The sequence below is a fragment of the Microbacterium sp. F2 genome, assembly GCF_052274505.1.
Taxonomy (GTDB): Bacteria; Actinomycetota; Actinomycetes; order Actinomycetales; family Microbacteriaceae; genus Microbacterium.
In genome coordinates this window covers 512,990-527,670 of sequence record NZ_JBNVBV010000001.1, presented here as the reverse complement: position 1 = coordinate 527,670, position 14,681 = coordinate 512,990, and the positions used below count along the sequence as shown (strand labels likewise).

The window sequence follows — 14,681 nt, the reverse complement described above, 5'->3', positions numbered from 1 at the left end:
CGGGTCACCACGACATCCGGCGTTGACGCTCCACGGCGCTGCGCGCCTCCCGCTCCTCCGGGGTGAGTTCCGTCTCCGGCTCTTTCTCGGCGGACGGCTCCTCTGCCGGCGCGGGATCGGGGTGCTCCCCAGCGACGGCATGCGGAGCAGCGAACCGGGAGGTGCCGTGCTCCGTCTTCTCCCAGTAGTGCGGTCTGGTGATCAGCTGCCAGAGAGCCTTGTACGCGGCAATCGAGTGGAGGATCCAGAACAGGGGCTTCAGGAGAGCCCAGGGCACGAGCCCGAAGAGTCCCCGCTTATAGGGACCCATCATGTTCATGTAGATCAGCAGGGAGTAGCCGAGAAGGAAGTTCAAAGCGCTCAAGACGATCACGATCGGCGGGACCTCGACCGGGACGACGTAGAACGGCAACGCGAGGGCGAGCACGAGCAGGATCGCGAAGGGGATCACGCTGAGGAACGTGAAGGGCGTGCCGGCGATCAGGAGCGCGAACGCAGCGAACCGGCGGAGGCCGATCCGGCGGATCAGCGCTATGGGCTGCCTCGAGTGGACGAGCGCGGTCTGCATGTATCCCTTGATCCATCGGCTGCGTTGCTTGATGAACTGCGGAATGCGCGAGGTCGCCTCCTCCATCGTCGTGGCATCAACGACACCGACCCGGTACCCCAGGGCACTGGCACGGATGCCGAGGTCGGCGTCCTCGGTGACGTTGTAGGGATCCCATCCCCCGAGACGTCGAAGCGCCGTCATCCGGAAATGATTGGACGTCCCTCCGAGCGGGATCGGAAGGTCGGAGTCTTCGAGCCCCATGAGCATGTAGTCGAACCATGCCCCGTACTCGAGAGTGAACAGGCGCGTGAGGGCGTTCTCTCGCGCGTTGAAGTAGTTGAGTGAGGCCTGTACGACGGCGGTCGACTCGTCTGTGCGCGAGAACACGATGACCGCCTTCTTCAGTTGGTCGGGTTCGGGCGCATCCTCGGCATCGAAGATCACGAGGAACTCGCCACGCGCCAGTTCGAGGCCGACATTGCACGCGCGTGGCTTGGTCTGAGGTACGCCGGCCGGGATAGGCACGACGATGAAGTGCTCCGGGACGACTGACCGGGCGATCGCCGCCCGGGTCGCGTCATCGCCTTCTTCGACGAGGATCAGCACCTCGAGGCGGTCACGCGGATAGTCCAGGCGCCCCAGATTCGTCATGAGCTGGGCGACGACCTTCTCTTCGCGAAAGACCGGCACCAACACGGTGTAGAACGGCAGCTCGTCCTCGTCGAGCACCGACAGCTCGAACCGCGACACCTTGTTCACGAGGTCGTAGCGAGATCCCCGGAAGGCGACGACGAACTTGAACAGAACGCTCGCAAGAAAGAAGAGATTGATGGCGGCGAGGATGACGACAAGTGTCGCGCCCGTCAGCAGCACCGCACCGAGCACCGCAACGCTCGCCACGACCGCGAACCCGATCACCTGGCCCCGCGAGAGGACGGTGCGCGCCGAACGCACCGGATTCGCGTTCGCGAGTCCGTCCGCTGCCTCAGCGGCGAACTCTGCCGCGAACACCTCGATCACGGCGTCGATGATGAACTGCTGGCTCACCGGGACCACCTCGATCGGCGCGCCAAGATCGTCGGCGATCGCTTCCTCTTGCGCGGGGTCCAGCTCGCGCGACGCGCCGACCAGGATCGTGCCGTCCTCGCCGGCCGCGAGCGGAATCCATCCCTCGCGCGCGTAGACCGCGCGAAAGCCGACATCCAGCAGGCTTACATCGATGTCTGTCATCCGTCGCCCCCGCCGGAAGGAACCTGACCGAACCCCGTGAAGATGACCGACCACTCCTGGGCCTCGGGAAGTCGCGCGGCGACAACCCACCCGACGATGCCGACGAGCACGGAACACATGACGACGATCGCGGCGTGCTGCGCCGGCGATTCCGTCGGAAGGATGGCGACCGAAATATGCACGAGTAGGTAGGCGAGCGCTGCGGCAGCGATCAGCGGTGAACCCACCAGAACGCCGGCCAGAGCACCCACCGCGATCAGGAGCATCATCACGCCCGAGCGCGCGAAGCCGAAGACCCCGGCAGTTATGGCGACGACGAGCACGGGAGCGAGGTACAGCATCAGTGGCTCGCTGAGCGGGTCAGAGACTAGCGCCTCGATCGCACGGGCGGCACTTGTCGCATCGGTGCGGAGAAAGGTGAGCGGTCCCGAGCCGATGATCACGCCGGCAAGGGCGAGCGCGACAGTGACCGCGACAGTGGGAAAGGCCACGATGACCGCGTTCGCCGCCCGGGCCTGCGGGCGGGAGTGGATGAGCAGAGTCCCCACGATCGCGACCGTGAGAACGAGAGGAATGGCCCGCACGTCCGTCATCGCCGCAGCCCCGAGCAGCAGCCCCGCGCGAAATCCCGCCTGGGTGTTGGCGAGATTCTCAAAACGCACGATGTCGATGAGTCCGAGACCGAAGAGGACGACGGCGCCGAACATTGTGATGTCGGTTGCCGAGAGCAGCACGAAGACCGGCGAGATCAGCAGCGAGACGAGAACGACGAGACGGATGATGCCGTGCAGTCCGCGGCGGAACATCGCCTGGTCGAGACCCTGCAGGAAGAAGCCTCCGAGCAGTGCCCCGCCGACGGCGAGGAGCAGCTCCGAAGGAAGGACCAGTGCTGGCAGCGCGCCCAGCGGTGGTGAGAAGGTCGTGAGGAGTTGCCCGAAATCCGCTGCGCCTGCGCCGTCCCGGACGCGGGCTAAGAGCGCTTGATTGGCAGTGTCATGCCACGGCTCAGGGGCCAGGAGCGCGCAGCGCGCGACGACGATGACGAGCGGCAGTGCGAGGATGCCACGCATCGTCCAGCGTAGCCACGCGCGCCGAGGGTACGGCGGGAGCACGCCCGCGGGGCTCTCCAGGAAGCGCGGCACATCGCGGTCGAACAGGTGCTGGCCGCTGAGCACGGACATTCTCGGTTCCGCTCGCCGATGAAGACAGATGACGTGCGGATTGTAGCGAAAGCCCCGGTCTGTGGCGAGGCTCCACCTGCGCAATATCAGCGCGGGCGTCAGTTCTTGCCGAGCAGTTTCTGGAGTTCAGCCAGGTCCGCCTCGCTCGGAGCCTGCGATCCGCCGCCCAGCCCGAAGCCCGAGCCGGTCGGCGTCGCGTTCTGTGTCGCGAGCCCGGCGTTCTCGGCGGCACGCTTCGCGGGGTTTCCCGACCGCGAACCCTGACGTGCCTTCTGAGTCTTGGACTGCTTGCCGCGCTTGGCCGACGCGCCGGGGCGACCGCCGCCGGGGACCGGACCCATGCCCGGGATGTTGGGAACACCGCCTCGCGCGACGGTCTTCATCATCTTCGCCGCCTGCTCGAACCGCTGCACCAGCTGATTGACATCGGTGACTGTCATCCCCGAGCCGCGCGCGATACGCAGGCGCCGCGATCCGTTCAGAATCTTCGGGTTGCGCCGCTCACCCGGGGTCATCGACCGGATGATGGCCTCGGTGCGGTCGATCTCGCGCTCGTCGAAGTCGTCGAGCTGCTGCTTCATCTGCCCCATGCCCGGGAGCATCCCGAGCATCTTCTTCATCGAGCCCATCTTCTTGAGCTGCTGCATCTGCTCAAGGAAGTCTTCAAGCGTGAACTGCTCCGTCGCGAGCTTCTCGGCCATCTTGGCCGCCTCGGCCTCGTCGAAGGCGCTCTGAGCCTGTTCGATGAGGGTGAGGATGTCGCCGAGGTCCAGAATGCGGCTTGCCATCCGGTCGGGGTGGAACGGCTCGACGTCATCAAGCCCTTCGCCAGTGGACGCGAAGATGATGGGACGGCCGGTGACGGATGCAACGGACAGTGCCGCACCGCCGCGCGAGTCACCGTCGAGCTTCGAAAGCACGACCCCCGTGAAGTCGACACCCTCCTGGAACGCCTTCGCCGTGTTCACGGCGTCCTGACCGGTCAGTGCGTCGATGACGAAGAGCACCTCGTCGGGGTCAGTCGCCTTCCGGATGTCGGCAGCCTGCTTCATGAGTTCGGCATCCACACCGAGCCGGCCGGCGGTGTCGATGATCACGATGTCGTGCTGCTTCTGCTTCGCGTACTCGACGCCGTCTTTGGCGACTTTGACGGGGTTTCCGACGCCGTTGCCCGGCTCGGGTGCGTAGATCGCGGCTCCGGCCCGCTCGGCGACGACCTGGAGCTGGTTCACGGCGTTCGGGCGCTGGAGGTCACACGCGACAAGAAGCGGCGTGTGCCCATCCTTCTCGAGCATCTTCGCGAGCTTTCCCGCGAACGTCGTCTTTCCCGATCCCTGCAGGCCCGCCAGCATGATGACAGTCGGGGCCGTCTTGGCGAACTGCAGTCGCCGCTGCTGTCCACCGAGGATGCCGATGAGCTCCTCGTTGACAATCTGCACAACCTGCTGGGCAGGGTTGAGGGCGCGATTGACCTCGTCACCGAGCGCGCGTTCGCGCACCTTCGCGGTGAACTCCTTCACCACAGGCAGTGCGACGTCGGCATCGAGCAGCGCGCGCCGGATCTCACGGACGGTCCCGTCGACATCCGCGGGCGTGAGCTTGCCCTTGGTACGGAGGTTGCGGAAGGTTTCGGTAAGGCGATCCGAGAGCGTGCCAAAGGTTGCCATGATCGTCCGATTCTACGTGAGGGTGCCCTGCGGGATCAGCGAAGTACGCCCAGAGCGCGACCGAGCAGATCGTCGAGCCGCTCACGCCCCGCACCGGCGAGCGCCCAGGCGCGCAGCGCAGCGATGACAGCCCCCGCATAGGCAGCTGCATGTACTTCGGCTGCGAGCGCCTCCTCCCCCGTGCGGCGCAGGTAGGGACTGATCGCAGCGGCAATGCGCCACTGGCGCGTCGCCATCTCCTGCGTGAGCTCGGGAACGATCCCCATGGCGTCCGAGTTCACGAGCGCGAGCGCCAGTGCATCGGGGGCGAACCGCGAGAAGGCCTCACGCACGGCATCCGCCACGACCGCGGCCGGCTGCGATGACGGGCACGCAGCGGCGAGGAACGCGTCCAAGAACCCGATCCTCTCGTCCAGGCCCGACCAGAAGACTTCGGACTTCGACTCGAAGTAGTTGAAGAAGCTCGAACGGCTCACTCCAACCCGGCGAGCGATGTGTGCGACAGTCGTGCGCTCGTATCCCTGTTCGAGGAAGAGTTCGCACGCCGCTTCAGCGATCAACTCCCGCGATACCGCGTGTGGTCGTCCTCCCGACATGGAGGAAGGGTACACGCTCGGTGTTGCCAGGATCCGGCGTATTGTTAGACGGAGTCCAATAACACGCCGGAGGCTTTCGTGATCGATGTCGTGGTGGCGGGTCTGTCTCCCGCGACGGTGCCATATCTGGACGGCTGGGAGATGCAACGCCGCATCCACCGCGAGGTCGTCGCAGGTTCTCGCCCCGACACGCTCATCCTGCTCGAACACGACCCGGTCTACACGGCGGGCAAGCGTACGCAGGCGCACGAACGACCCACCGATGGGACGCCGGTGATCGACGTAGACCGCGGCGGCAAGATCACCTGGCACGGCCCAGGGCAGCTCGTCGGTTATCCGATCCTGCGACTTGCCGATCCGATCGATGTCGTCGCTCACGTGCGGCGTCTGGAGCGGCTGCTCATCTCCGTCCTCTCCCAGCACGGCGTCGAGGGGTACCAGGTCGAGGGCCGCAGTGGTGTCTGGGTTCGCCGACCCCTGTCCGAAGACAAGGTCGCGGCCATCGGGGTGCGGGTGGAGAAGGGCGTGACGATGCACGGCTTCGCGATCAACTGCGACAACACGCTCGCAGGTTTCCGCGGGATCATCCCCTGCGGGATCACGGATGCCGGCGTCACGACCGTGAGCGAGGTTACCGGCGCGTCGGTGGCCCCGGCAGACATCCTGGCCACCGTCGTCGAACAGTTCGAGCGAGAGTATGCGGAGGTTGCGGCATGAGTGCGTGCGGGACAGGATCGACCGGCGATGGAGCCCTCAGCGGAGCGCAGACCGCCCCGGAGGGCAGAAAACTCCTGCGACTCGAGATCCGCAACGCGCAGACGCCCATCGAGCGCAAGCCCGAGTGGATTCGCACGAAAGCCAAGATGGGGCCGGAGTACACCCAGCTGCAGCATCTGGTGAAAGACGAGGGTCTTCACACGGTGTGCCAAGAGGCCGGCTGCCCGAACATCTACGAGTGCTGGGAAGACCGCGAGGCAACCTTCCTCATCGGCGGATCCCAGTGCACACGTCGCTGCGACTTCTGCCAGATCGACACGGGCAAGCCTGCGGCTTACGACATCGACGAGCCGCGGCGGGTTGCCGAGAGCGTGAAGCGGATGCAACTGCGCTACGCGACAGTCACGTGTGTCGCCCGCGACGATCTACCCGACGGGGGCGCATGGCTGAACGCTGAGACCGTGCGGCAGATTCACGCCGTAAACCCGGGTACCGGCGTCGAGCTGCTCGCGACCGACTTCAACGGCGAGCCCACGCTTCTCGACGAGGTCTTCGCGGCACGCCCCGAAGTCTTCGCACACAACGTCGAGACAGTCCCGAGGATCTTCAAGCGCATCCGCCCGGCGTTCCGCTACGAGCGCTCGCTGGACGTGCTGAGTCAGGCTCGGCGGGCAGGACTGATCACCAAGTCCAATCTCATCCTTGGGATGGGTGAGGAGCCGGAGGAGGTCGTGCAGGCGCTTCACGACCTCCACGAGGCTGGAACCGACATCATCACCATCACGCAGTACCTGCGACCATCCCCGCGCCATCTTCCGGTCGCGCGCTGGGTCAAGCCTGACGAGTTCGTCTCGTTCAAGGAGGAAGCCGAGCGGATCGGATTCCTCGGGGTCCTTGCGGGGCCCCTGGTCCGCTCGTCATACCGCGCGGGGCGCCTGTGGGCACAGTCGATGCTCTCGAAGGGGCGGGAGATCCCCGAGAACCTGTCGCACCTCGCTGATGACATCGCGCGCGAGGGCCTGAGCTTCGCTCAAGCCGTGTGAGGCTGGTGGTCGCGGTCAATCCGCGCTGGTGACCGAGAGCACGGTGCCATCGGAGGCCATGTTCACCAGGAGCACGTCATCGGTGGCATCCGGGTCGAGGGCGTACTCGAGCACGGCAAACGGATCGGATCCGCCGTGCTCATCGGCAAGAATCGTCATGCTCATCAGTTGCAGAGCGCGGATGACGTCGATATGGGTGTCTCCCGAAACGTCGACAAGAAAGGCCTCCAGCTCCTCGCCCAGCATTTCCTGCTGCTGCAGGATGTACTCGGTCACCTCGCTGGTGCGCTCGCTCAACTGCGACACCATCGCCTCGCGCGCGATCCGATCGATCGTCTCGAGAGACGAGATGAGGCTTGCGGCAACGTCGAGTGCGGCCGGCGAGACGTCGTCTTGGTCGGGCGCGGTCAGATCGACGGTGACCGACTGGTCTGCGAACTCCACGTTCTCAGACCAGAAGATCGAACCGTCGGGGCCAGATTCCAGCAGGCCGAAGAAGTCGTGCTCGATCGCCATGACCCCATGAAACCAGCCTCGGGGTCAGACCGATAGTCCTGATGCTCGGCGCGGCGTCAATCGACGAGCGCAGCAGCGAAAACGTGAGGGGTGAACCCGGTGAGATCGCCGATTCCTTCGCCCTGCCCGAGGAGCTTCACCGGAATGCCCGTGCGCTCCTGCACGGCGAGGACGAAGCCGCCTTTCGCCGACCCGTCGAGCTTCGTGAGCACGAGCCCGGTGACACCGGCGTGCTCCAGGAACGCCTCGGCCTGCATCACGCCGTTCTGCCCCGTTGTCGCATCGAGCACGAGGAGCACCTCGCTGATCGGCGCCTGCTTCTCGATCACACGGCGGATCTTGCCGAGCTCATCCATCAGGCCGCCCTTGGTGTGCAGGCGCCCTGCCGTGTCGACGAGCACAATCTCGGTGCCGGTGTTCTTCGCGTACTCGATCGTCTGAAAAGCCACGGATGCCGGGTCTTGCCCCTCGTGCTGCGGCCGGACGATGTGCGCGCCGCCACGCTCGGCCCACGTCGCGAGCTGGTCGACCGCTGCCGCGCGGAAGGTATCGGCAGCTCCCACCACAACGCTGCGCTGGTAACGGCGCAGGAAGTTCGCGAACTTGCCGATCGTCGTGGTCTTGCCCACCCCGTTTACCCCGACCACGAGGACGACGGCTGGGCGCTCGGTGAGCTTGAGCGTGGTGTCGAACTTTGCGAAGTGCTCCTCGAGCGTCTCTTTGAGCATCCGCTGCAGGTCACGGGGATCGGTGGTCCGGTAGTGATCGACCTTCTCGCGAAGCTCATCCACGATGCGCTCGGTGATGTCGGGACCGAAGTCGGCAGTCAGAAGCGCCGTTTCGAGGTCCTCCCACGTGGTTTCATCGATCGTGGGTTTAACGAACATGCCGCGAAGCGCTCGTCCGAACGACCAGGGTGATTCGGCCATACCTCCAGCCTAGGGTCAGCTGGCTGCGCGGTCGGCGATCCGCTGCCCCACGACCGCGGAGACGCCGTCCTGCCTCATCGAGACGCCATACAGCGCGTCAGCGATCTCCATCGTTCGCTTCTGGTGCGTGATGACGATCAGCTGGCTACTGCCGCGCAGCTGCTCGAAGACGCCGAGGAGGCGACCGAGGTTCGCATCATCGAGGGCAGCCTCCACCTCGTCGAGGATGTAGAACGGGCTCGGCCTCGCCTTGAAGATCGCCGTCAGCAGCGCCACCGCAGCCAGCGATCGCTCGCCACCGGAGAGCAGCGAGAGCCGTTCGATCTTCTTCCCGACAGGTCGCACCGCAACCTCGATTCCCGTGGTCAACGGGTTGTCGGGATCGGTCAAGCTCAGGCTTCCAGAGCCCCCGGGGAACAGGACGGGGAAGACCTCGTCGAAGGCGGCGCGGGTGTCTTCGAACGCAGCGAGGAAAATCGTCTGCATCCGCTCGTCGAGGTCGTCGATGATCGTCACGAGGTCTTTGCGCGTGCTTGTGAGGTCGGCGAGCTGCTCGGTGAGGAAGGTGTGCCGCTGCTCAAGCGCGGCGAACTCCTCGAGCGCGAGCGGATTAACCCGACCCAGTTGGGCGAGTTTGCGCTCCGCATCCTGGAGTCGCTTGCGCTGATGTGCGCGGTCGAAAGCCACCGGCTCCTCGCCGTCGTCGGCGGGAATCGGCTGATCGGGACCATATTCGGAAATCAGTATGTCTTCTTCGAGACTCAGTTCCGATCGTGCCCTGTCGAGAATGCTCGTGACGTGAAGGCGCTTCTCGTGCATCTGCAGCTCGAGCCCATGAACGCTCTCGGTCAGTCCTGCCAGACGCTCCCTCACCGCCGCCTCGTCGGCACGGACTGCCGACAACTCCGACGTCACGGCCGAGCGCGCAGACTCTGCCTCCGCCAGCTCGAGACGCGCCGCCGAAACCGACCGGTCGACCGAGTCGAGCACGGCGGGCAGGGTTGCGGCGACGTCGGCGGCTACCTGGCGTTGGCGTCGACGGATGACCGCACGACGAGCCGCTTCGGCAGCGGCCGCAGCCTCGCGTTCACGCTGGCGCTCGAGCTGTTGCACACGCGCCTGTCCGGCACGAACGCGTTCCCGGAGCGTTTCGACATCGAGTCGCGCCCGCATCTCGTGCTCTCGCGCGCCCTCGAGCGCCTCGAGAAGCCCGTCACGCGCCGAGGCGTCCAGGATGGGACGCGGCGCCTCAAGCGCGTGCTGCAATTGTGTCTGCGCCGATGCGGCGGCAGCCGCTGCATCGTCCCGTGCGGTCTGCGCCTGCGCGAGTCCCGCCTCAAGTCGCTCGCATTCCGCGCTGGCAGCCTCCAGCTGCACTGTCGCTCGGTTGACGTGCTCCGCGTGCGCGGCCACTGCCGCATCGTGCTCGCGCAAGCGTGTCAGCGCAGCACTGGTGTGCCTTTTGGCTTCTTCGGATGCGGCACGCGCATCGGCGAGCGCCTCCCTGAGGGAGTCGGCCACCACGACGAGTTCATCGCGACGCTCGGCGGCGGCATCCCGTTCGGCCAGAAGCTCGAGGCGCGATCGTGATGCTCCGGCACCCGCGCGCAGCGACGAGCCGGTGAACACCTCTCCGGCTCGGGTGACAACGGTGATCTTGCGAGGGTCGGCAACGACCGACGACGCGCTCCTGCGAACCGCGTCGAGGTCATCCGCGATGAGGACGCGCGCCAGAAGCGCCAGCACGCCGGCGGGACCCGTGACGACATCCGCGGCGGGGCGCAGCGGATCGAAACCTGACAGATCGTCGCCTGTCCCGGTGACCTCACCGATGACGAAATCGACCACTCCACGATCGGCATCACGCACGCGCTCGGCGAGCGCGAAGCCATCCTCGAGACTGTCCACCAGCACACCTTCGGCGCGGGGACCGAGCACCGCGGCAATGGCAGCCTCGTAGCCGGGCGTGATCTGGATGGCGTCGCCGACGAGGCTCCGAACTCCGGGGGCTCCCTCAGCGATCAGGTCGGCAGAGGCGTTCTTGACGCCCAGCGCACGCGTCAGCGCGGTGGTCTGGGCGGTGAGCGCTTCGATCTCGCGCTCGGTGCCGTGAAGGCGGTCACGCAACTCCGAGACCCGGGTCTCGGCATCCGTCGCCCGGCGGCCCGCCTCGTCGTATTCCGCGGCGTACTGCGCCGTGCTGCCCTCGGGGACAAGCTCGGGATCGACCCCGGCAAGTTCGGCGGCCGCGGACTCACGGCGGGCCGTCGCCGCGTCCAGCGCGCGCTGCTGGCGCGCCAGGCCGTCATCGATGGCCGCGAGTGCAGACTCCGCCGCGTCCGCGGAGCCCCGCAGCGCGGTGAGCTTCATCTCATGCTGCGAAACCAACGCGCTCTGCTCGGCGATGTCTACGTCCAGCGCATCCAGTTCGGCGCGAGCCCGCATGACGTCGCGGGCAGCCTCGGATGCCGCGTCCTCGGCATCCAGGAGCCCTGCAGACACCTCATCGATCTCAGCCCGCGCGTCATCGATCATCGCGCTCGTGACGGTACGGACTGCCGCACTGTCGTCGTCTGCCGATTCCCCGAGAAGGGTCAACCGCTGCCCAGCGAGCGAGTACAGCCCGCGCAAACGCTCCTGCACACGCTCGAGCGAAAACAGCACGCGCCGCGCACCGTCGACAGCCTCGGAGCGCTGCTCCGCCTCGAGCTGAGCGATTCGGACCCGCAGCTGATCCGACCGGTCCTGCAGAACAAGCCGCTCGGCGTGGCGCTCGTGCTCGGCACGCATGTGGTCAGCCAGCTCCGCTCGCAGACCGACCAGTTCGTCAGCGATCAAGCGAGCCTTCGCGTCGCGCACGACAGCGGCGATCGTGGCAGCTTCCCGGGCGATCTCGGCCTGACGGCCCAGCGGCTTGAGCTGTCGGCGAAGCTCACCAGCCAGATCGCTCAGGCGTGTGAGGTTGGCCTCCATCGCCTCAAGCTTGCGAAGCGTCTTCTCTTTGCGGCGCCGATGCTTGAGGATGCCGGCGGCCTCCTCGATGAAGCCGCGTCTGTCCTCGGGTGAAGCCTGCAGAACGGTGTCGAGGCGGCCTTGCCCCACGATGACGTGCATCTCACGGCCGAGGCCCGAATCACTCAGGAGCTCCTGCACGTCGAGCAGGCGGCATCCTTCCCCGTTGATCGCGTACTCGCTCGCTCCGTTGCGAAACAGCGTTCGACTGATCGTGACCTCGGAGTACTCGATCGGCAAGACACCGTCGCTGTTGTCGATCGTGAGCTGCACCTCGGCGCGACCGAGCGGCCCGCGCGTCGAGGTACCGGCGAAGATGACGTCTTCCATCTTTCCGCCGCGCAGGGTCTTGGCGCCCTGCTCCCCCATCACCCACGCGAGGGCATCGACGACGTTGGACTTGCCAGACCCATTGGGGCCGACGATCGCGGTCACCCCCGGTTCGAAAGCGAACGTGGTCGGCTGGGCGAACGACTTGAACCCCTTGAGCGTGACGCTCTTCAGGTGCATGCGCGTTCCCTCCCAACCTGTGGCGTATCGACCCCACGACCGACCGTCGACCTACGCTACCCTGCTGCGACCCTTCCCCGAGGGAGCCAGGCCCGGGACGCGCGACACGCCCGGATGACCTCGAATTCTGGGAGCTTGCTTGACGAAGTCGGGTTCGACCCGCTAGCGTTCCAGATCGCGACACGTCACGAGAGGAGGACAGCCATGATGATTCGCACTGCACTGTTTGGACACACACCGCTGCGCGCGCCCATGGGACTGACCTCCCCGAGACTGCTCGCCGCTCCCATCGCCGCGTAACCCGCGCTGGTTGAGCCACCTGACCTCATTGGTTCCGGTCCCCCGGACGACCCGTCCGTTCACTCCTCCGCATCTGCACTGACCAGCCGGTCAGCGAACGGATGCATCCCCGCTGCATGCCCGAACAACACCGGTATAAGCAGCTGACCAAAGGTCTCTCATGTACACGACACTCGAGCCCGTCGAGGCTCTCACCACCCATCCCCAGGTCCGTCGACATCTGACGGTCGCCGAGCGCGCAAGTCTGCGGATCGCCGTCTGGGTTCTCACGCAGCACCTCCGTCGCGCGGCCTCCCGGGAACAGCGCGAGGTCGCACGCCTCCGATACGAGCAGGAGCGGGCACGCGCAGAGCGTGAAGCTCACGCGCTGCGCCTGGCCGCTTGGCACCTGAACGCCCGCTGATCGAAGGATCTGACGTGACAACCGCAACACCCGATATCCGGCCCCTCACCATCCCGAGCAGTCTCAACGCCCCCGAGGCCGCGGACTTTCTCGAGATGGTGAGGGTCCGCAACATCGTCTACGACGAGATCAGCGGCAATCGAGACGAGGAGCTCGAACCTGCCGTTCTCCTCCCCCACTACCAGCCGTCCCCGTTCGAGCAGCGGCTCATCTGGGGCGTCTGGAGCGGCGACGAGCTCGTGGGACGCGCAGGGCTTGATCTTCCGAACGATGGCGATGCCACCGTCGCCTACGCGCAGATCGAACTCCGCCACCACGCGTGGAGCCGCGGCATCGGAAGCACGGCGCTCGGCATCCTGGAGGCAGCCGCCGCAGCGAACGGCCGCCGCATCATTCAGTCGTGGATCGAGCATCCAACGGCAGACGGTGAGCAGGTGACACCGCCGACCGGCTTCGGGCGGATTCCCCTCGATCACGCTGCCCGATTTGCGCTCCGCCACGGCTACGCACTGGAGCAGGTCGAACGTAAGAGCATCCTCGACATTTCGGCCACCAGCGTCGAGCTGGTGGGCGAGCTCCATGAGCAGGCATCGGCGGCCGCAGCCGGATACGACATCGTCTCGTGGCACCCACCGACTCCTCCGGAGTTCGTGACCGACTACGCCTGGATGAAGTCGCGGATGAGTGTGGACGCACCGAGCGCGGGAATGGAGATGGCGGAGGAGAGCTGGGACGCTGCCAGGATTGTCGAACACGACACTCACTGGATCGACGGGGGCCGCGACGTGCTCATCGTCGCGGCACGCGATCGCGGGTCCGGCCGACTCGTGGCCTTCACCGAGCTGGCGTCGAGCCCCGGTCACCCCGTGACGCACCAGGAGGACACGCTCGTGCTTCGCGAGCACCGCGGTCACCGACTCGGCATGCTGATCAAGACCGCTGCGCTTCTTCTGTGGCGTGATCTCGCGCCGCACACGCAGCGGATTCTCACCTACAACGCCGAAGAGAACCGGCCGATGCTGGCCGTGAACGAAGAGATCGGGTTCCGCCCGGTCGCCTACATCGGCGCGTGGAAGAAGACGCTTACGCTGTGAGCCGGGGCGGTCGTTGGCAGTGCGGGCAGAAATGGCTTGAGCGGTTCGTGAACGATACCTTCACGATCGGGGCACCGCACCGTGCGCACGGCTGGCCGGTGCGACCGTACGCGTTCAGGGAGTGCGCGAAGTAGCCGGCCTGCCCGTTCACGTTGACGTACTGTGCGTCGAAACTCGTGCCGCCCTCCGCGAGAGCTTTCTCCAGCACGGCCCGCACTTCGGCGATCAGGCGGTAGACGGCGCGAGTACTCAGGTCCGAAGCCCGCGTGTCGGGGTGGATTCGCGCTGCCCACAACGACTCGTCGGCGTAGATGTTTCCGATGCCCGAGACCACGGTTTGGTCAAGCAGCACGCGCTTGATCGCCGACGCCTTGTGCTCCAGGGTGCGGCGAAAGGCCCGAAGGTCGAATCCCGGATCCAGAGGATCCCGCGCGATGTGCGCGACCTGAGCCGGGACGAGTGCGTCGTCAGTGCCGTATCCGCCCGCACGTGCGTCGGCAGTGTCCTGAAGAGAATCGATCGCGAGCGAACCGAACGTGCGTTGATCAGCGAACACCACCGCGAGATCGCCATGCTCCGGATGCCGGATGTCGAGCCGCACGCGCTCGTGCCGCTCTGGAGGCGCCCCGGAAGGCCGCAGCAGCATCTGCCCGCTCATACCGAGGTGCGCGACCAGAGCTTCGGTGGGCACCGCGCCCGGAGCGCCGGGGGCTAGCGGGATCCACAGGAACTTGCCCCGTCTTGCCGGGCCCCCCAGGGTGCGGCCGAGGAGCCGAGCCTCGAAGTCCAACGCTCCCGGCGGATGCCGCGTCAGCGCGCGACCATCGATGACGGTGGCTGACTCGATGACGGCATCCGTAACCGCCGGCGCGAGACCGGCGCGGACGACCTCGACCTCAGGAAGTTCAGGCATCGTTCTCGGGCATCGTGCTC

General features: G+C 66.2%; 12 protein-coding genes. 4 read left to right on the top strand and 8 right to left on the bottom strand.

Translation table 11 applies throughout. The features are described from left to right. Positions 1-4: 4 nt before the first annotated feature. The 4 genes from ACQVDU_RS02625 to ACQVDU_RS02610 all read right to left on the bottom strand — a co-directional run bounded on the left by ACQVDU_RS02625 (position 5) and on the right by ACQVDU_RS02610 (position 5,224). Complete coding sequence (locus ACQVDU_RS02625; protein WP_300594725.1) at positions 5-1,780, bottom strand: glycosyltransferase; 1,776 nt, start codon at positions 1,778-1,780, stop codon at positions 5-7. After that, positions 1,777-2,961, bottom strand: coding sequence for a hypothetical protein (locus tag ACQVDU_RS02620; RefSeq protein ID WP_443476189.1), 1,185 nt, complete (start codon positions 2,959-2,961; stop codon positions 1,777-1,779). The genes ACQVDU_RS02625 and ACQVDU_RS02620 overlap by 4 nt, the downstream gene beginning before the upstream one ends. A 98-nt stretch (positions 2,962-3,059) precedes the next feature. Next, positions 3,060-4,628, bottom strand: coding sequence for a signal recognition particle protein (ffh, locus tag ACQVDU_RS02615; RefSeq protein WP_443476188.1), 1,569 nt, complete (start codon positions 4,626-4,628; stop codon positions 3,060-3,062). A gap of 35 nt (positions 4,629-4,663) precedes the next feature. Then, positions 4,664-5,224 carry a TetR/AcrR family transcriptional regulator gene (locus ACQVDU_RS02610; RefSeq protein WP_300591201.1) on the bottom strand — a complete coding sequence of 187 codons (561 nt, stop codon included), beginning with the start codon at positions 5,222-5,224 and terminating at the stop codon, positions 4,664-4,666. A 78-nt stretch (positions 5,225-5,302) separates the two neighbouring features. On the opposite strand from ACQVDU_RS02610, the gene lipB reads away from it, so the two are divergent. Both lipB and lipA read left to right on the top strand, forming a co-directional pair. Continuing rightward, entirely contained in the window at positions 5,303-5,941 is a 639-nt protein-coding gene (lipB, locus tag ACQVDU_RS02605; RefSeq protein ID WP_331791525.1) for a lipoyl(octanoyl) transferase LipB, read from the top strand. Further along, positions 5,938-6,984, top strand: a complete 1,047-nt coding sequence (gene lipA, locus ACQVDU_RS02600; RefSeq protein ID WP_443476187.1) for a lipoyl synthase — start codon at positions 5,938-5,940, stop codon at positions 6,982-6,984. The genes lipB and lipA overlap by 4 nt, the downstream gene beginning before the upstream one ends. A gap of 15 nt (positions 6,985-6,999) precedes the next feature. Here the strand turns inward: lipA and ACQVDU_RS02595 are convergent, their stop codons facing one another. Genes ACQVDU_RS02595 through smc form a run of 3 tightly spaced genes read right to left on the bottom strand, consistent with a single transcriptional unit; the run spans position 7,000 to position 11,951 of the window. Next, positions 7,000-7,500, bottom strand: a complete 501-nt coding sequence (locus ACQVDU_RS02595; protein WP_300591198.1) for a DUF2004 domain-containing protein — start codon at positions 7,498-7,500, stop codon at positions 7,000-7,002. Between the two features lie 56 nt (positions 7,501-7,556). Next, positions 7,557-8,429: a signal recognition particle-docking protein FtsY gene (gene ftsY, locus ACQVDU_RS02590; protein ID WP_443476186.1), complete on the bottom strand. Its 873-nt coding sequence runs from the start codon at positions 8,427-8,429 to the stop codon at positions 7,557-7,559. A 15-nt stretch (positions 8,430-8,444) separates the two neighbouring features. Beyond that, positions 8,445-11,951 carry a chromosome segregation protein SMC gene (gene smc, locus ACQVDU_RS02585; RefSeq protein ID WP_443476185.1) on the bottom strand — a complete coding sequence of 1,169 codons (3,507 nt, stop codon included), beginning with the start codon at positions 11,949-11,951 and terminating at the stop codon, positions 8,445-8,447. Positions 11,952-12,411: 460 nt separating this feature from the next. On the opposite strand from smc, the gene ACQVDU_RS02580 reads away from it, so the two are divergent. Continuing rightward, entirely contained in the window at positions 12,412-12,654 is a 243-nt protein-coding gene (locus tag ACQVDU_RS02580) for a hypothetical protein (RefSeq protein ID WP_443476184.1), read from the top strand. Positions 12,655-12,668: 14 nt separating this feature from the next. Next, positions 12,669-13,748 carry a GNAT family N-acetyltransferase gene (locus ACQVDU_RS02575; RefSeq protein ID WP_443476183.1) on the top strand — a complete coding sequence of 360 codons (1,080 nt, stop codon included), beginning with the start codon at positions 12,669-12,671 and terminating at the stop codon, positions 13,746-13,748. Here ACQVDU_RS02575 and mutM read toward each other — a convergent pair. Then, the gene (gene mutM / locus ACQVDU_RS02570) at positions 13,738-14,661 is read right to left on the bottom strand and encodes a bifunctional DNA-formamidopyrimidine glycosylase/DNA-(apurinic or apyrimidinic site) lyase (RefSeq protein ID WP_363497231.1); all 924 of its coding nucleotides are present in this window, start codon (positions 14,659-14,661) and stop codon (positions 13,738-13,740) included. The genes ACQVDU_RS02575 and mutM overlap by 11 nt on opposite strands. Positions 14,662-14,681 lie beyond the last annotated feature (20 nt).